This is a genomic window from Amycolatopsis azurea DSM 43854 (genome assembly GCF_001995215.1).
Classification (GTDB): Bacteria; Actinomycetota; Actinomycetes; order Mycobacteriales; family Pseudonocardiaceae; genus Amycolatopsis; species Amycolatopsis azurea.
Genome location: NZ_MUXN01000015.1, coordinates 117,548 through 134,842, shown reverse-complemented (window position 1 = coordinate 134,842; position 17,295 = coordinate 117,548). Strand labels below are relative to the sequence as shown.

Genomic DNA, 17,295 nt, shown 5'->3' with positions numbered 1-17,295 from the left:
TCTGGGGCGGCGGCTGCGCGCATGAACCGCCTCACGTCCGTGTCGCGAAAGCCACTTTCGCGACGTCTGGTGTCCCGAAAGCGGCGTTCGCGACACCTCCGGGCCGGCCCCGTTTCTGCCCGAGAATGGCTCAGTTGGCCGGTTTGACCTCGGTCTTCGGGTCGCCGTCGACCGCCGCGGTGAGCTGCGGGACGATCCGGTCGAGCACGTACGGCAGGCTCAGCACGGTCACGAAGGAGACCGCGCTGCCATAGGTGCCCTCGTTCTCGATGAACACCTCGCGCTTCTCCTTCGCCACCTTCAGTCCGGTGTAGAGCGCGTCCTTGCCGAGGATCTCCTGCGCCTTGGCCGGGGTGTCGATGAGCCACACGAGCGCGTCGCGGTCGAGCAGGTCGGTCCGCTCCGCGCTGAGGCTCTTGCCGAACTTGTCGCCGATGGCGGCGTCGAGGTCGGCGGGCAGCTTGAAGCCGAGCGACTGGAGGATCCGCGAGCGCGGGTCCTGGCTGCCGTAGACGAAGTAGCCCTCGTAGGTCGACGCCATCAGGGCCGACTTGCCCTCGAACTCCGGGTGCTCCTTGCGGACCTGGGCGAACTTGTCCTCGACGCCCTTGACCAGCTCGTTGGCCTTGGTCGCGCGTCCGACGGCCTGGCCGACCTTCTTGGTCGCCTCCTGCCACGGGATGCCGTAGTCGTTGTACTCCTTGGGCTGCGCGACGACCGGGACGCCGATCTGGCCCAGTTTGTCGTACTGCTCCTTGGTGAGCCCGGAGTACAGCGCGATGATCAGGTCCGGCTTCAGCGCGGCGATCTTCTCGTACTGCGGCCCGTCGACGTCCTTGAGGACCTCGGGCAGCGCGGCGCCGCCGAGTTTGTCGGTCGCCCACGGGGCGATGGTGCCGGGGAACTTGCCGAGCCATTCGGTGACCCCGACCGGGACCACGCCGAGGGCGAGCAGCGCGTCCTGTTCGGTCAGGCCGACCGTGACGACCCGCTTGGGCTCCTGCGTGATGGTGGTGCTGCCGTACTTGTGCTCGATGGTCGTCGGGAACGCGTTCGCGTCGACCGCGGAACCGGCGGAGTTCTGCGCGGCCGGGGTGGCCGACTCGCCGCCTCCTCCGCATGCGGTGAGCGAGGCGGCCAACACCAGGGAGGACGCCAGCAAGCCGGCGGTCTTCAGGCGCCCGCGCACGGCGGAGAGGGTGGGGATTCGGGCCATCATCCGTCCTTCGTGATCGGCGATCCGGCGAGACGCCGGATTAATCGAGAATCAGGTTTGGCTAACCTAAGACGCCGACCGGCCGATTGCAACCGGTGACGCTGCGTCCCGGGTCACGTCCGTGAACGGTTGTCCGACCAGGCCGCCCACAGCGTTGCGTATTGACCGCCGGAGGCCACGAGTTCGTCGTGTGTCCCGCTTTCGACGACCGCACCGGCGTCGAGCACGACGACGCGGTCCGACGCCGCCGCCTGTGTCAGCCGGTGCGCGACGACGAGACCGGTCCGGCCTTCGAGCGCGGCGGCCGCGGCGGCTTCGAGGGTCTTCGCGCCCGCGCTCCCGGCTTCGGCGGTGGCCTCGTCGAGGATCGCGATCGGCGGATCCGCCAGCACCAGCCTGGCCAGCGCCAGCTGCTGGGACTGGGTGACGGTCAGCTGATGCCCGCCTTCGCCGACGACGGTCGCGAGACCTTCTCCCAGCGCCTCCGCCCAGCCGCGCGCGCCTACTTTCTCCAGCGCCGCCAGCAGTTCCGCGTCGGACGCGCCGGGCCGGGCGAGCCGCAGGTCGTCCGCCAGCGAACCGGCGAAGACGTGCACCTCCTGGCTGATCAGCGCGACCGCCTGCCGGGTGGCGGACGGCCCGAGTTCGTCGAGCGGCACCCCGCCGACGGAGATCGTGCCCGAGCCCGGGGTGTGGATCCCGGCGATGAGCTTGGCCAGCGTCGTCTTCCCGGCGCCGCTCGCGCCGACCAGCGCGACCCGCTCGCCGGGGGCGAGGCTCAGGTCGACGTCGCGCAATACCGGGTGACCGTCCACATAGGAATGGGAGATCCCGGCCGCTTTCACCGAGGCGTCAAGGGGTTTCGCGGGCAGTTCCGGTTCGCGCGGCGCGGGCAGGTCGGCGACACCGATCAGCCGGGCGAGGCTCGCGGCGGCCGCCTGCGCGTCGTCCACCAGTGCCAGCGCGGTGTTGATCGGGCCGAACAGACTGTGGAAGTACAGCGCCGCGGCCGTCGCCGCGCCGACGGTCACCGCGTCGGCGCCCACCAGCAGGAAACCGGCCGCGAGGACGGCCGAGAGACCGACGAACTCGGCGAGGTTGAGCCGGGCGAAGAACTTCGTCATCAGCCTGACCCCGCGCAGCATCAGGTCCATCGCGCCCTCGGACCGCTGCCGGACCCGTTCCACGTGGGCGTCGGCGAGCCGGAACGCGCGGACGGTCTTCGCGCCGCCGATCGTGTCGAGCAGCTGCTGCTGCTGCGAACCCGTCGCGATCCGCTGCTTCGCGTACAACGGCACGGCGTTGCGGACGTACCAGCGCACGGTGTGCAGCTGGATCGGCGTCGCGAGCAGCGCGGCCAGGAGGAATCGCCAGTCGAGGACGGCGAGGGCGCCGAGGGTCAGCACGATGGTGAGCACCGAGCGGCCCAGTTCGGGCAACGCCTCGCGGACCGCCCTCGCGACCACCGTGACGTCGTTGGTGACCCGGGCGGTCAGGTCGCCGGAGCCCGCGCGTTCGACCTGCTCCAGCGGCAGGCCGAGTGCCCTGTCGACGAACCGTTCGCGCAGTTCCGCGAGCAGCGTTTCGCCGAGTTTCGCGGTCAGCGAGACACCGAGCGCCGTCGCGATCGCCTGCGCGACGGCGACCAGGACCAGCCCCACCACCGGGGTGGTCAGCTCGGTCGCGGGCCGTTTCTCGATGACGAGATCGACGATGTGGCCCAGCAGGCGGGCGGTGAGCAGGCCGATCGCGGTCGCGCAGACGAGCATCAAGAGCGCGCCCGCGGCGCGGGCCTTCGACGTGCGGACCAGTTCGCCGAGAACGGCGCGGATCCGCTTGCCGTCGGCGGTGGGGAGGAGTTCGCGGGTCATGACAGCACCGCCGCGCGGTAGTCGGCGCGGTCGCGGGCGAGTTCGGCGTGGCCGCCCTCGCCGGTGACCCGGCCGCCGTCGAGGACGACGACGCGATCGGTCACGGCGAGCAGTGCGGGACTCGTGGTCACCAGGATCGTGGTCCGTCCTCGTCGTAGCCGGGCGAGCCCGGTGGCGATCTTCGCCTCGGTCACGGTGTCCACCGCCGTCGTCGGGTCGTGGACGACGAGCACCGGCGCGTCGGCGGCGAGCGCTCGGGCGAGGGCGACGCGTTGCCGCTGGCCGCCCGAGAGTGAGCGTCCGCGTTCGGTGACCGTGGTCGCGGTGCCGTCCGGCAGCGCCGCCGCCACCTCGTCCGCCGCGGACGCGGCCAACGCCTCGTCCGGGTCGGTCCCCACGTTTTCGGCCAGCGTGCCTTCGAACAGATCCGCGTCGTGCGCGGCGATCAGGACGACCTCCCGCACTCGATCGGGGTCCACAGTGGACAGATCGACGCCGTCGACGTGGACGGTGCCCGCGGTCGGGTCGCCCGCGCGGCCGAGGCAGTCGAGCAGATCGGTCGCGGCGACGGGATCAGCGGCGACGACGCCGATCAGCTGCCCGGCGGGGATTTCGAGGTCGACACCGCGGAGGCTGCCGTAGGAGACCTCGGTCAGCCGGACGGTCCCGGTCGAGGGGGAGGGGAGTTCGCCGTCGCCCGGTTCGACCGCCGCCGGCGTGGTCAGCAGGCCGGCGACCCGGGACGCCGACGCGCGGCCCTGCGCCAGCTGGCCGTTGACCCACGCGAAGATCAGGAACGGGGTGAGCAGGAACTGCGCGAGCCCCACGGCCGCGACGAGGTCGCCGACGCTGATCGATCCGGACGACGCGAGGTTTCCGCCGACGAGGGCGACGATCGCGATGAAGACGCCGGTCAGCGCGAGTACCGCGCCGTCGTGCCAGGCCTTGGCCCGCGCGGCGCGCAAGGTGGCCTTGAGCGAGTTCTGGCTGGTGTCGCGATACCGCGCGACCGCGGCCGGTTCGGCGCCGATGCCCTTGAGCACCCGCAGGCCGGAGACCAGATCCGTGGCGACGCCCGAGGCGTGCGCGGAACGCTCCTGTTCGGCCTCGCTGCGGCGTTCCAGCGGTTTGCCGATGAGGTGCGCCAGGTACAGCAGCGGCGGTGTCCCCAGCAGGACGAGGAGACCCAGCGGCAGCGAGATGCGCAGCAGGGCGACGGCGCTGACCAGGACCCCGGCGAGGGCGGCGATCCCGAACGGCAGTGCCGCGTTCACGACCCCGACCCGCTGGGCGTCGCTGGTGCCGATGTTGACCAGCTCACCCGCCAGCTTGCCGCTTTCGGCGCCGCCACCGGGATGCAGGACGCGCCTGCTGATCGCGATGCGCAGGTCGTGCGCCGCCCGGAGCGAGGCGCCTTCCGCCGCGCGCGCGGCGAACCGGTAGCTGTAGGACAGTCCGGCGAAGACCACGCCGAGCACGGCGAGCCAGAACACGAGCGTGCCCGCCGAACCGCCGTCGACGGCCTGGTCGATGACCACGCCGATGATCACCGGTACGAGTGCTTCGCCGCCCTGATGCCCGGCGGCGAGCACGGACGCGAGCGTGACACGGCGTCGCTGTCCGGAGATCGCCTGGCGCAGGACGCTCCGGCTGGTGGTGGCCGTTGCGGGCACCGGCGCCTCCGTTCTTCGGGGTAGGTAAGGCTAGTCTAAGTTGATACCTCGTTGAGGTGAACTCCGGCGCCTCATCAGTGAGGAGGGTCCCGTGGTCGTCACCGAACGCGCGCCCGCGACGTCCCCGCCGAGCACGGCGGCACGGACGTTCCGCGCCGGCGGTCTGGTGCTCGGGCTCGCCCTGCTGGCGCTCGTGTTCCTGCTCAGCATCTGGGTGGGGTCCAAGAGCATCCCGTTCACCTCGACCTGGTCGGTGCTGTGGCACAACGACGGCTCGACCGACGCGGTGATCATCCACGACCTCCGCATCCCGCGGACCCTGCTCGGTCTCGTCGTCGGCGCGGCGCTCGGCCTCGCGGGCGCGGTGATGCAGGCCCTGACCCGGAACCCGCTCGCCGATCCCGGTCTGCTCGGGGTCAACACCGGCGCCGCGGCCGCGGTCGTCTCGGGGATCGCGTTCGCCGGTGTCACGAGCGTGCTCGGCTACATCTGGTTCGCCTTCGCCGGAGCGGCGATCGCCTCGGTCGTGGTGTACGTCCTCGGCTCGGCGGGCCGCAGTGCCACGCCGGACCGCCTCGTGCTCGCCGGTTCGGCCGTCATGGCGGTCCTTCAGGCGTACATCGTCGGTGTGCTGCTGCTGATGCCCGAGACGTTCAACCAGTTCCGGTTCTGGAACGTCGGCTCGCTCAGCGGCCGGAAATGGGACGTGTTCTGGCAGATCTCGCCGTTCGTGGCGATCGGCGTGATCATCGCGCTGCTGCTCGCCCGGCCGCTCAACGTCCTCGCGCTCGGCGACCAGACCGGCAAGGCGCTCGGCGCCCACGTGGGTCGCACCCGCGTGTTCGGCGCGATCGTCGTGATGCTGCTCTGCGGCGCGGGGACCGCGGCGATCGGACCGGTCCTGTTCCTCGGGCTCGCCGTGCCGCACGCCGCGCGCATGCTGGTCGGCCCGGATCAGCGCTGGGTCCTGCCGTACTCGATGCTGCTCGCGCCGATCGCGCTGATCGGCGCCGACATCGTCGGCCGTGTGCTGAACCCGCCGGAGGAACTGCAGGCGGGCATCGTCGTCGCGTTCCTCGGGGCACCGGTGTTCATCGCGTTGTGCCGGCGCAGGAAGCTGGCCCGGCTGTGACAACGAAGGAGCGCCCGCCGATGACCACCCGCGTCCTGCGCACCCCGGGCGGGGGGCTGTCGCTGCGCGTCACGCCGCGGGCGGCGATCGTCGTCGTACTGCTGGCCGTGGCCGTGTTCTTCGTCGGCGCGGTCAGCATGACCACCGGCGACTACCCGCTGAGCGTCGGTGAAGTCATCCAGACGCTGTTCGGCTTCGGCGACCGCGCCACCGAGTTCATCGTGACCACGCTGCGGCTGCCGCGGCTGCTGACCGCGCTGCTGGTCGGCGGCGCGCTCGCGGTCAGCGGCGCGATCCTGCAAAGCCTGTCCGGGAACCCCTTGGGCAGCCCCGACTTCATCGGCTTCACCGAAGGCGCGGCCGCCGGCGCGCTGCTGACGATCATCGTGGTGCACGGCGGGATGCTCCAGGTCTCGTTCGGCGCGCTCGTCGGCGGCGTCGCGACCGCGGCGCTGATCGCGCTGCTCGCGTTCAAGGGCGGCGTGCACACCTTCCGGCTGATCCTCGTCGGGATCGGGGTGAACGCGATGCTCATCGCGTTCAACTCCTACCTGATCACCCGGGCCGCCCAGCAGGACGGCCTGGCGGCGCAGGCGTGGCTGGTCGGCGGCCTCAACGGGCGCGGCTGGGAGCACGTCGTCCCGGTCGCGATCGCCATCGCCGTCCTGGTCCCGCCCGCCTTCGTCTACGGCAGAAGGCTTTCCCTGCTGGAGATGGGCGACGACTCGGCCATGGGACTCGGCGTGCCCGTCCAGCGGAGCCGGATCGTGCTCCTCGGTGTCAGCGTCGGGCTGTGTTCGATCGCGACGGCGGCCGCCGGGCCGATCGCGTTCCTCGCCCTCGCCGCGCCTCAGCTGGCGAAACGGCTCACCCGGTCTTCGGGACCCGGGCTCGCCGCGGCCGCGCTGATGGGCATGCTCCTGCTGGTGACGAGCGATCTGGTCACCCAGCAGTTCCTGGCCGGCCTGCCGGTCGGTCTGGTGACCGGGGCCATCGGCGGGCTGTACCTGGCCTGGCTGCTGGTGTCCCGGCGCGGGGTCAGCCGAGCGGCGCGCTGACCGGCTCGATCGGCGCGGGCTCGCCGAAGCGGGCCAGCGCCAGCGCCGCCGAGACCGCGAGCACGAAACCGACCGCCGCCACCACCGCGAACCCGGGCCGCGTGGTGTCGCCCAGCACGAGAACCCCGATCAGGGAGGGGAAGACGGTCTCGCCGATCACCATCATCGCGGTCGAGGTGGTGACACTGCCGCGTTGCAGCGCGGTGGCGTAGAACAACATCGCCAGCGCGCCCGCCACGCCGAGGGTGTACGTGGCCGGGTCGGTCAGCAGGTCCAGCGGGGCGAGGCTGGTGAGCACCCGGCCGGACAGGGCGACCACGCCGAAGCACAGCCCGGCGATCAGGCCCAGCGCCGGCGTCCGGATCCGTCGCGACGCGCGGCCGGCGAACATCCCGGCGATGCCGAGGACGACCACCGACCCGACCAGCACGAGGCGGAACCCCAGCCCGGTCGCGTCCGAGCCCTCGCTCTCGGCCGACATCCCGAGCAGCGCGAGCCCGGCGCAGACGACCGCGACCGCCGTCCACTCGCGACGGCCCAGCCGGACGCCGAGCACCCGCGCCGCGACGGCGGTGACGGCGAGGCTCCCCGCCAGCGCCGCCTGGACCACGAACAGCGGCAGCACCCGCAGGGCGGCGAGCTGGGCGACGAACCCGATGACGTCCAGGGCGAGGCCCGCGACGAACTTCCACTGCCGCAGCACGCGCACGAGAAGCCGGGGATCGACACGGTCTTCGGTGCCTGAAGTCGCCTTCGCCGCTATCGCCTGCATCACCGAAGCGACGCCGTACGCACAGGCCGCGAAGAGCGCGCAAATCAGTCCCCACCACATGAAGCGTCAGCCTAGTCCTGTCCGATGTGTAGAGTGGCCGGATGTCGAACACGAGTTCGAGCGCCGCCGAGCCGGTCGACCGGGCCTGGCCGGACGGGATCGCCGAGGACGAAGCCGGGATCCAGTGGGACTTCCTGCGCTTCCTCCGCGCGACCGCGGTCAACAAGGTCGCCGGGCTGACCAGGGAGCAGGCCGCCGCGACACCGCTGCCCGCGTCCCCGCGGACCAGCGCGCTGGGCGTGCTCAAGCATCTGACCGCGGTCGAACGCTGGTGGCTCTCGATCGAAGCGGGCGGCGCCGAGCTGCCGTCGCTGTGGGAAGGCTCACCGGATCCGAGCTGGGAGTTGACCGAGGACGACGACCCGCGTTCGGTCGTGGCGGCCTACCGCGCGGAGTGGGCGTTGTCGGAGTCGTCGCTGGCCGGGGTCTCGCCGGACGATCGCGCGCGCCGGTCGGGGAAGTTCACCGTCCGGTGGGTGTTCGCGCACGTGCTCCAGGAGACCGCGCGGCACACCGGGCATCTGGACATCCTGCGGGAGCTGGCCGACGGAAGCACGGGCGAATAGGCCCGTAAGGTGTCCGCATGGCTGACAGGCTGTACTTCCGGCAGTTGCTCGCGGGCCGTGACTTCGCGGTGGGGGATCCGGTCGCGACGCAGATGGTCAACTTCGCCTATCTGATCGGCGACAGGGAGACGAACGAGGCGGTCGTCGTCGACCCGGCGTACGCCATCGGCGATCTGCTGGACCTGCTGGAAGCCGACGGCATGCGGCTGACCGGTGTCCTCGCCACGCACCACCATCCGGACCACGTCGGCGGCGAGATGATGGGCTTCTCGCTGCCGGGGATCGCGGAACTGCTGGAGCGCGAGCAGGTGCCGATCCACGTCAACGCCGCCGAAGCGGAGTGGGTCCGCCGCATCACCGGCGTCTCCGGAACCGACCTGCGCTCGCACGAGCACGACGACGTCCTCGAGGTCGGCGCGGTGCCGATCCGGCTGCTGCACACGCCGGGGCACACCCCCGGCAGCCAGTGCTTCCTGGTCGACGGACGGCTCGTCTCGGGCGACACGCTGTTCCTCGAAGGCTGCGGCCGGACCGATTTCCCCGGCGGTGACGTGGAAGCGATCTACCGGAGCCTGCAATGGCTGGCCGGGCTGGACGGGGATCCCGTCGTCTACCCGGGGCACCAGTACTCGGCCGAGCCGTCGGCGAACCTCTCGCGGGTCAAGGACACGAACTTCGTGTTCCAGCCGAAGTCGCTGGACGAGTGGCGCCTGATGTTCGGCGGCTGAGCCCGGTACCAGCGTGTCCTGTCGGTTGCACGGTTCTCGCGGCCTCGTGGGCTGTTGAAGGCTCGGGCGTGTTGCGAAAGCCACTTTCACAACGTCAGATGTTGCGAAAGTGGCTTTCACAACACCCGAAACCGGCAGGTGGGCGAGCCAGACACGCCACCTTTGTCTTGCCTCTCAAGAGAACGGTCCCTGCCACTCACCAGAGCTTCGGACCGGCGAGTTTCGGCGAACTGGCTGAGGTTGTGAAAGCCACTTTCGCAACCCTCAACGTTGCGAAAGTGGCTTTCACAACCCTGTCTCCACGACACCGCGACCCGACGCCCCGCCGTCAGTCGACTGAATGCGACGAGGGATGCGGCAGGCGTCCAGATCGCGGGAAGCGAAGCCCGCCGATTGACCCGGCCCGCCCGGGAAGCCGAAGCTCGGAACCGTGACGCTCAAGCTGCATTGGTTCCTGCCCACCACCGGCGACGGCCGCACGATCGTCGAGCACTTCCACGCGAGCCGGGCCGCCGGGGCGTCCGCCGCGCGTGAGCCGAGCCTCGACTACCTCGCCCAGGTCGCCCGCGCCGCCGAGGCCAACGGGTTCGAAGGGGTCCTGACGCCGACCGGGACCTGGTGCGAGGACGCCTGGCTGACGACGGCGGCGCTGATCCGGGAGACGAGAAGCCTCAAGTTCCTGGTCGCGTTCCGGCCCGGGACGGTCTCGCCGACGCTGGCCGCGCAGATGGCCGGGACCTTCCAGCGGATTTCGCAGGGACGCGTGCTCCTCAACGTCGTCACCGGTGGCGACGCGGTCGAGCAGCGCCGGTTCGGCGACTGGCACGACCACGACCAGCGCTACGCCCGCACCGGTGAGTTCCTCGAGATCGTGCGCGGGGTGTGGAGCGGCAAGCCGTTCGACTACGACGGCGAGCATCTCAAGGTCGAGGGAGCGACCACGCGCGCGGCGCCGGACCCGGTGCCGCCGATCTACTTCGGTGGTTCGTCCCCGGCGGCGCTGCCGATCGCGGCGAAGCACGCCGACGTCTACCTGACCTGGGGCGAGCCGCCCGCGCAAGTCGCCGAGAAGATCGCCAAGGTCCGCGAACTCGCCGAGGACCAGGGCCGGAAGGTCCGCTTCGGCATCCGGCTGCACACTCTCTCCCGTGACACGTCGGCGGAAGCCTGGTCGGAGGCGGCGAAACTGCTGGAAGCGATCGACCCGGAGCGGATCGCCCACACCCAGAAACAGTTGTCCGCCAGTGAATCCGTGGGCCAGCAGCGGATGGCGGCGCTGCACGGCGGGAAGACCGGCGGCGGCGTCCGCGGGCTGGAGATCCACCCGAACCTGTGGGCGGGCATCGGCCTGGTGCGCGGCGGCGCCGGCACGGCTCTGGTCGGCAGCCACCGCGAGGTCGCCGATCTCATCGAGGAGTACCACGCGCACGGCATCGAGGAATTCGTCCTCTCCGGATATCCGCATCTGGAGGAGGCGTACTGGTTCGGCGAAGGTGTCCGGCCGGAGCTGGCCCGCCGCGGCCTAGTCCCAGCGTTGTGAGGCGTACACGACGACGTTGTCCCGATAGGACCGTTTCGCCGTGTCGAAGCTTCCTCCGCAGGTGATCAGCCGAAGCGCACTTCCCGGCGCCGGTCCGTAGACGGCCTGCGTCGGGAATTCGTTCTTCGGGTAACGCTGGACGGAGTCGACGCGGAACACGACGTCGGCGCCGTCGGACCGCGCGACCCGTACCTCGTCGCCGGACCGCAGGTCTCGCAGCCGGAAGAACGGCGCCGGTCCCGAACGCGAGTCCACGTGCGCGGCGAGGACGGCGGGGCCGGGGTCGCCCGGCACCGGACCGCCCTCGTACCAGCCGACGTCGGAGAACCGGACGGGCGCCTGGAGTTCGCCCGCGGCGCCGAGCGCGAGCGGGACCAGCCCCGCCTGGTCGAGACCGATCGCCGGGATCGTCAGACGGACCGGCGACACCTTCGCCCTGGCGGGAAGCGGAAGCGGGCCGGACACGGTCGGCGCGGCCGCTCCCGCCGGGACCGGAGGAGCCGGGGCGGGTGCGCAGGCGGCGAGTGTCAAGAGTCCGAAAAGGACGATGCCGACGCGCTCAGCGATCATGGGCCGGGCGCCGCCGGAACACCAGCAGCGCGAGCGCGACCGGGAGTACGAAAAGCCACCACGGCACGGACTCCGGGGCGGTCCCGCCGCCACCGGTCTCGACGCCGAGTTTCGGCGGGTCCGGCAGGGTGGCGCCGTCGGCGATCGCCTCGGTCTTCAATCCGGTGCCGTTCTCGGTCACCAGGAGGCTGGTCGTCGACCCGGCCTTGACGTCCACTGTGGACTCCGAGGTCGTGCCGCCCGAGGTCAGCTTCAGCGGCCAGCGTCCTTCGGGAAGCTCGGTGTACGGCGTCGTTGAGCCGTACGCCGCGCCGTTCACCACGGATTTCCCGTCCTGTCCGGCGACGCTCACCGGGGTCAGGGCGGCCGAACCCTGGACGACGCGCACCCGTCCGTTCCCGGCCGCGGGCGCGCTCAGATCGTCCTGGACCAGGCTGCCCTGCAAGCCCCCACCGGGCCCGTTCGCGAACACCAGCAGGGAATACGCGCTCGCCTCCTTGAGCTCGATCGTCGCGCTCAGCGCGGGCGGTGAGGACGCGGCGGCGTCCGCGGGGCGCATCGAAACGGTGTACGCGCCGGGAGCCACCGAGGAGTACGGGGTCACCGCGCCGTAGCCGGCCTTGCGGATGACGACCTTCTCGGGCTTGCCGAAAGCGGCGAAGTAGATGTCGACCGGCGGAACCTTGGGTGAGAAGTGCCCGACGCGGATCCAGCCGACGCCGGGGCCGGGCGCCGCGTGGGCGGCGAGCGGCGAACCACCCAGCAGCACCAAGGCGGCGGCGAGCGCGACGGCGGGTCTCAGCAGGGCCGTGAGGAGACGCATTGCGGGACCTTTCTTTGCCGGGGGGTCAAGGTGACGAGAACGGCGTGAGCAGTCCGGACGGGGGGAACAACGGGTACGTCACGAGCACTCCGCCCCGCACCCGGGTGACGGACGCGGGCTGGAACGTGGCGCGCTGACCGGTGAAGAAGTCGGCGATGGCGGCCTCGTCGTTACCGGAGACGACCAGTCGGCGCAGTGGCTGATCGGCGGCCGCTTCGCCCGGCATGGCGGGAAAATCGACCAGCCGGAGCGGATGGAGGGTGGCGAGCGCGGCGACGGTGGCGATCAGCCGGGGGTCGACCCTGCCGGCGGTCAACGCGTCGCGGGTACGGCCTTCGCACCGGATTCGTTCCGACGCCGCCAATGCCGCACCGGCGCGGGAACGCGCTCCGGATTCCTCGGTCGCGCCGGGGAAGTCCGAGGGCTCGCCGAACCGCGAAACCGTGACGGCGCCGAAGACCGCGACCTTCGTGGACCCGGCGAGAACCGCCGCCGCGGCGGGGAAACGGGACCCCTCGCGCTGCCCGGAAGCGGTCAGCACGGCCCATTCCGGGGTGGCGCAGGTGACCGCGCACGAGCCGATCGGGATCAGCGAACCGGTCGGCCACCTGTCCGCGGCGAGTTCGGTCCAGCTCGCGTCGTCGACCAGGACGACGGCACCGGAAGCGTTGTCCTGCAACCACTCTCGCGCTTGGGTGAGCGCCGGGTCGCCGGACTGGTCCAGCCTGGCGAAACCGTGCGCCCAGCCCGCCACGGAGACGAACGTCAGCACCGTCGCCAGCACGACGGCCGGAACGGGACGGCGCGTCGGCACCGGGCGATGCCCGGCGGGTGGCCTGCCCGCCGCGATCGTGGCCGCGACTTCGGCGACGAGCAGCGGCGTCAGTGGGATCAGCAGTGCGAGCGGCAGTTCGACGGGGATCGCCGGGAAGGCGAGGACCGCGGCGAGCAGCAGCGCCGACACGGCGAGTGGGCGCGTCCGGGGCAGGACCATCCCGGCGACGATCGCGACCATCGACAGCACGACGAACACGGGATCCAGCGCGACCCAGCCGGCGATGCCCGGCGGCCCCGGTTCGGGAAGCTCCGGACGCAGCGCGGGCCCGGCGGGGCCGAACGCGATCCCGAGGCCGAGCGTGAACACCACGGCGGTGAACGCGACGCGGGACGCCTCCCTCCGCCGGACGAGCAGCCAGCCCGCCGCGGGCAGCGCGAGCAAGGCGAAAGGTGACGTGAGGACGGCCGCGAGAAGGCAGGACGCCGCGAGGACGTCGTGCCACGGCCGTGCCCGCTCGCGAGGTGTCGCGGCGAGGACGAACGCGGCGAGGATCCAGGTGACCGCGAGATGTTCGACGAGCACCACCCGCTGCATCCCGATCGCGAGCGGCGACACCGCCATCAGCACGACGGCCATGGTCGCCGCCCAGAACGGCAGACCCAGCCGTCGCGCGAGGAGCCACAGCAGCACCGCGCACAGCACCGCCGTGATCACCATCGTTTCGCGGACCGCCGTGACCGGGACGGTGGTCCGGTCGAACGCCCGCGAGATCAGCGCGTACCAGGCGAGCTGCGCCCAGCCGAACGGCGACGTCCCGGTGACCCCGGTGTCGGTGAAGGAAGTGAGGTGGCTCAAGGCGAAGACGTGCGCGACCGTCGCCGGTTCGGTGGCGGGAGACGGCGTCGTCGAGGCCAGGTGGAGCACGCGCGCGCCGCCCGTGATCACGAGGAGCGTGAGGACGACGTCGATCGACAGCAGACGGATGGCGGCCGCCCCGACCAAGCGACGGCCGTTGACATCGACGGGGACCACGGACGAAGCGTAGCCCCGGAAATTCGCTGTGGCCACGGCCGAATTGACGACATTCCGTTGATCTTGTGAAACCTTGTTTTCCGATCGCGCGAAAAATTGGCAGAGAATCTTTTACAAAGTGCGAGAAAGCGCGAGGGCGGCAGTGCGGACGGCGGGCGCGACCCGATTGGTGTGCATGCGATTCGCCCAGCCGGAGATCGACAAGGCCGCCACCGCGACACCCTGCGAGTCCAGCAAAGGGCTCGCGGCGCAGACGACGCCGACACCGGATTCTTCCCGCTCCAAGGCGATTCCTTCGTCGCGGACCTTCGCGAGCTGACGGCGCAACAGGCCGGCGGCGGTGATCGTCCGGACGCTGACCCTCGGCAATCCCGCGTCGATCACCTGGGTCACCACGGATTCCGGCGAAAACGCGAGAATGGCCTTTCCGACGCCGGTGGCGTGCGCGGGAAAACGGCCACCGATCCGGGACGGCAAGGACGGCGCGTCGGGTCCCCGCAGAATGTCGAGATAGACGACCTCGGTGCCTTCCAGTACCGCGAGATGCACGGTGTTCCGGGTCGCCTCGCGGAGATCGGCGAGATACGGACGCGCGGCCTCGACCAGTCCGCGGCGCCGTACCGCCAGCTGGCCGATCTCGAACAGTTTCAGCCCGAGCCGCAGCGCCGCGCCCTCGCGTTCGAGGAGTCCGGTCGCGACGAGGTGCCCGGTGAGCCGGTGGACGGTCGACTTCGCCAGTCCGGTCCGCCGCGCGAGCTCGGAAACGCCGAGGGCGTCGTCGCCGGGACGGAAGGCGGAGAGCAGCGCGGTGACACGGGCGGCCACGAGGCCGTCCGCTCCGGTTCGTTCCGGGTCGTCGTTCCGCCCAGCGGCACGCATGGGTTGAGTGTGCCCTATCCGCTCGGGGAGCGTCACCTGACATGGCGCAACGGAAAGCGGTGGCCGCGATCGTCGGTCCCGGGAACATCGGCACCGACCTGCTCGCGAAGCTGAGGCGCAGCGAGCACGTCGAGGTGCGGTACATGGTCGGCGTGGACCCCGAGTCGGACGGGCTGGCCAAGGCGGCCGAGCTGGGATTGGAGACCTCCGCCGGCGGCGTCGACTGGCTGCTGTCCCGCGACGAGCTGCCGGACCTGGTCTTCGAAGCGACCTCGGCGAAGGCGCATCTGGCGAACGCGCCGCGCTACGCCGCCGCGGGGATCCGCGCGATCGACCTGACCCCGGCCGCCGTCGGCCCGTTCACCTGCCCCGCCGTGGGCCTGCCGGAACGGCTGGACGTGCCGAACGTCAACCTCATCACCTGCGGTGGCCAGGCCACCATCCCGATCGTGCAAGCGGTGTCCCGCGTGACGCCGGTGCCCTATGCCGAGATCGTCGCGTCCGTCTCCTCGCGCTCGGCGGGGCCGGGCACCCGGGCGAACATCGACGAGTTCACCGCGACCACGGCGCGCGGGATCGAGCTCGTCGGGGGAGCGAGCCGCGGCAAGGCGATCATCATCATCAACCCCGTGGAACCGCCGATGATCATGCGCGACACGGTGTTCTGCGCGATCGACCCGGACGCGGACTTCGGCGCGGTGACCGAATCCATCCACCGGATGGTCGAGACCGTCCAGGGTTACGTGCCGGGCTACACGCTCAAAGCAGATCCGCAGTACGACCCGCCCCGGCCGGGCTGGAGCGGGCAGGCGCGGGTCGCGGTGTTCCTGGAGGTCGCCGGGAACGGGGACTTCCTGCCGAAGTACGCCGGGAACCTCGACATCATGACGGCCGCGGCCGCCCGTGTCGGCGAGCTGCTGGCGACCCAGGAGGTGGCGGCGTGAAGTGGGACGAGATCGACCGTGAGGTCCGGCTGGTCGACACCAGCCTGCGCGACGGCAGCCACGCGATGGCGCACCAGTTCACCGAGAAGAACGTCCGTGACACCGTCCGGGCACTGGACGACGGCGGCGTCTCGCTGATCGAGGTCAGCCACGGCGACGGGCTCGGCGGCTCGACGTTCAACTACGGGTTCTCCCTGGTCGACGAGCGGAAGCTGATCGCCGCGGCGGTCGACGAGGCACGGCGCGCGAAGATCGCGGTGCTGCTCCTGCCCGGCCTCGGCACGGTCGGCGACCTGAAGGTGGCGGCCGATCTCGGCGCGGGTGCGGTCCGGATCGCGACCCACTGCACCGAGGCCGACGTCTCCGTCCAGCACTTCGGCGCGGCGCGGGAGCTCGGGCTGGAGACGGTCGGTTTCCTGATGCTGTCCCACATGTCGACGCCGGAGGCGCTGGCGAAGCAGGGCCGGATCATGGTCGACGCCGGCTGCCAGTGCGTGTACGTCGTCGACTCGGCCGGGGCGCTGATCCTGGAGGACGCGGGCGAACGTGTCGCCGCACTCGTGGCGGAATTCGGGGACGAGGCGCAGGTCGGTTACCACGGGCACCAGAACCTGAGCTTCGGCGTCGCCAACTCGGTGGTCGCCTACCGGGCAGGCGCCCGGCAGATCGACGGTTCGCTGGTGGCGCTCGGCGCCGGCGCGGGGAACTCGCCGACCGAGGTCCTCGCGGCGACGTTCGAACGGCTCGGGATCCGCACCGGCGTGGACAAGGACGTCCTGATGGACGCGGCCGAGAACGTCGTGAAGCCCTACATCACGCGGCTGCCGGTGATGGACCGGTCGTCGATCGTGCAGGGTTTCGCGGGCGTGTACTCGAGTTTCCTGCTGCACGCGGAGCGCGCTGCCGAACGCTACGACGTCCCGGCGCACGAAATCCTCTACCGCGTCGGCGCCGCGAAGTACGTCGGCGGGCAGGAGGACATGATCATCGACATCGCCCTGCAACTGGTCGCCGAACGGGATCAGGGCTGACGGTCGGCGCCGAGCACGAGGCGGACGCAGTGGTCGATCAGGCGGTCGCGGCTCACCTTGAGCGAGCCGTCGAGGTAGGCGATGAACACGTTGCTCAGCGCGCCGACCAGCCCGATCGACGTCATCTGCCGTTCCGCCGCGTCGCCGTGGGACAGCTGCCCGCTGACCAGTTCGGCGAAGGAGGGGAGGAGCGCGATCCCGCGGGTGGTCAGCGCGGGATCGGTGATCGGCGCGAGCAGCAGCACACGGCCTTTACGCGGATCGTCGAGCATCAACTCGACGAACGCGCGCACGGCCGCCTTCGCCCGTTCGGCGGGTTCGGCCGTGTCGCTGACGGCGTCGACCAGCGCCTGCCGGGCCTGTTCGCCGATGTGTTCGTAGACCGCGACGACCAGTTCCTCGCGGTCGGTGAAACTCTCGTAGAAGTACCGCTCCGTCAGCTTGGCGTGACGGCACACCGCGCGGACGCTCACCCCGGCGCTGCCCTGGGTGCCCAGCAGGTCGAGTCCCGCCTCGACGAGCTGTTCCCGCCGCGCGGCCTTGCGGTCGTCCAGGGTCGTGCCTGCCCAGCTCCGGCCGGCCATGATCGGCTCCTCTTGTTGACTGCGGCTGTTGTCAACTT

The 17,295-nt window shown here is 71.1% G+C and carries 16 protein-coding genes; 7 read left to right on the top strand and 9 right to left on the bottom strand.

Translation table 11 applies throughout. The annotated features are described in order from the left end of the window. Positions 1-130: 130 nt before the first annotated feature. The 3 genes from B0293_RS20640 to B0293_RS20630 all read right to left on the bottom strand — a co-directional run bounded on the left by B0293_RS20640 (position 131) and on the right by B0293_RS20630 (position 4,760). Entirely contained in the window at positions 131-1,216 is a 1,086-nt protein-coding gene (locus B0293_RS20640) for an iron-siderophore ABC transporter substrate-binding protein (protein ID WP_005149871.1), read from the bottom strand. Between the two features lie 113 nt (positions 1,217-1,329). Beyond that, positions 1,330-3,087 carry an ABC transporter ATP-binding protein gene (locus B0293_RS20635; protein ID WP_005149873.1) on the bottom strand — a complete coding sequence of 586 codons (1,758 nt, stop codon included), beginning with the start codon at positions 3,085-3,087 and terminating at the stop codon, positions 1,330-1,332. Further along, positions 3,084-4,760 carry an ABC transporter ATP-binding protein gene (locus B0293_RS20630; protein WP_005149877.1) on the bottom strand — a complete coding sequence of 559 codons (1,677 nt, stop codon included), beginning with the start codon at positions 4,758-4,760 and terminating at the stop codon, positions 3,084-3,086. The genes B0293_RS20635 and B0293_RS20630 overlap by 4 nt, the downstream gene beginning before the upstream one ends. 91 nt (positions 4,761-4,851) lie before the next feature. On the opposite strand from B0293_RS20630, the gene B0293_RS20625 reads away from it, so the two are divergent. Both B0293_RS20625 and B0293_RS20620 read left to right on the top strand, forming a co-directional pair. Next, entirely contained in the window at positions 4,852-5,892 is a 1,041-nt protein-coding gene (locus tag B0293_RS20625; RefSeq protein ID WP_005149878.1) for a FecCD family ABC transporter permease, read from the top strand. A gap of 20 nt (positions 5,893-5,912) precedes the next feature. After that, the gene (locus B0293_RS20620) at positions 5,913-6,950 is read left to right on the top strand and encodes a FecCD family ABC transporter permease (RefSeq protein ID WP_005149879.1); all 1,038 of its coding nucleotides are present in this window, start codon (positions 5,913-5,915) and stop codon (positions 6,948-6,950) included. Here B0293_RS20620 and B0293_RS20615 read toward each other — a convergent pair. After that, the gene (locus B0293_RS20615) at positions 6,931-7,782 is read right to left on the bottom strand and encodes a DMT family transporter (protein WP_005149880.1); all 852 of its coding nucleotides are present in this window, start codon (positions 7,780-7,782) and stop codon (positions 6,931-6,933) included. The two genes, B0293_RS20620 and B0293_RS20615, sit on opposite strands and share 20 nt — an antisense overlap. A gap of 41 nt (positions 7,783-7,823) precedes the next feature. Here B0293_RS20615 and B0293_RS20610 point away from each other — a divergent pair, with 41 nt between their 5' ends. The 3 genes from B0293_RS20610 (at position 7,824) to B0293_RS20600 (ending at position 10,616) form a co-directional block, all read left to right on the top strand. Further along, on the top strand, positions 7,824-8,348 hold the full coding sequence (locus tag B0293_RS20610; RefSeq protein WP_005149886.1) for a DinB family protein: 525 nt from the start codon (positions 7,824-7,826) through the stop codon (positions 8,346-8,348). A gap of 17 nt (positions 8,349-8,365) precedes the next feature. Next, entirely contained in the window at positions 8,366-9,076 is a 711-nt protein-coding gene (locus B0293_RS20605) for an MBL fold metallo-hydrolase (protein WP_005149888.1), read from the top strand. A 430-nt stretch (positions 9,077-9,506) separates the two neighbouring features. Next, positions 9,507-10,616, top strand: a complete 1,110-nt coding sequence (locus B0293_RS20600; protein ID WP_005149891.1) for an LLM class flavin-dependent oxidoreductase — start codon at positions 9,507-9,509, stop codon at positions 10,614-10,616. On the opposite strand, the gene B0293_RS20595 is transcribed toward B0293_RS20600, so the two are convergent. The 4 genes from B0293_RS20595 to B0293_RS20580 form a co-directional block, all read right to left on the bottom strand. Continuing rightward, positions 10,599-11,186: a class F sortase gene (locus B0293_RS20595; RefSeq protein ID WP_005149895.1), complete on the bottom strand. Its 588-nt coding sequence runs from the start codon at positions 11,184-11,186 to the stop codon at positions 10,599-10,601. The genes B0293_RS20600 and B0293_RS20595 overlap by 18 nt on opposite strands. Then, positions 11,176-12,009 (bottom strand): DUF4397 domain-containing protein, encoded by an 834-nt coding sequence (locus B0293_RS20590; protein WP_005149897.1) that lies wholly within the window; start codon positions 12,007-12,009, stop codon positions 11,176-11,178. The genes B0293_RS20595 and B0293_RS20590 overlap by 11 nt, the downstream gene beginning before the upstream one ends. A 25-nt stretch (positions 12,010-12,034) precedes the next feature. Then, positions 12,035-13,819 (bottom strand): ArnT family glycosyltransferase, encoded by a 1,785-nt coding sequence (locus B0293_RS20585; protein ID WP_005149906.1) that lies wholly within the window; start codon positions 13,817-13,819, stop codon positions 12,035-12,037. 111 nt (positions 13,820-13,930) lie between these two features. Next, on the bottom strand, positions 13,931-14,698 hold the full coding sequence (locus tag B0293_RS20580) for an IclR family transcriptional regulator (RefSeq protein ID WP_039915039.1): 768 nt from the start codon (positions 14,696-14,698) through the stop codon (positions 13,931-13,933). Between the two features lie 41 nt (positions 14,699-14,739). Between B0293_RS20580 and B0293_RS20575 the strand changes: the two genes are divergently transcribed. Both B0293_RS20575 and dmpG read left to right on the top strand, forming a co-directional pair. Next, the gene (locus B0293_RS20575) at positions 14,740-15,642 is read left to right on the top strand and encodes an acetaldehyde dehydrogenase (acetylating) (RefSeq protein ID WP_005149910.1); all 903 of its coding nucleotides are present in this window, start codon (positions 14,740-14,742) and stop codon (positions 15,640-15,642) included. Continuing rightward, positions 15,639-16,673: a 4-hydroxy-2-oxovalerate aldolase gene (gene dmpG, locus B0293_RS20570; protein ID WP_005149912.1), complete on the top strand. Its 1,035-nt coding sequence runs from the start codon at positions 15,639-15,641 to the stop codon at positions 16,671-16,673. The genes B0293_RS20575 and dmpG overlap by 4 nt, the downstream gene beginning before the upstream one ends. Here dmpG and B0293_RS20565 read toward each other — a convergent pair. Beyond that, positions 16,664-17,257 (bottom strand): TetR/AcrR family transcriptional regulator, encoded by a 594-nt coding sequence (locus tag B0293_RS20565; protein WP_005149914.1) that lies wholly within the window; start codon positions 17,255-17,257, stop codon positions 16,664-16,666. The two genes, dmpG and B0293_RS20565, sit on opposite strands and share 10 nt — an antisense overlap. Between the last annotated feature and the right edge of the window lie 38 nt (positions 17,258-17,295).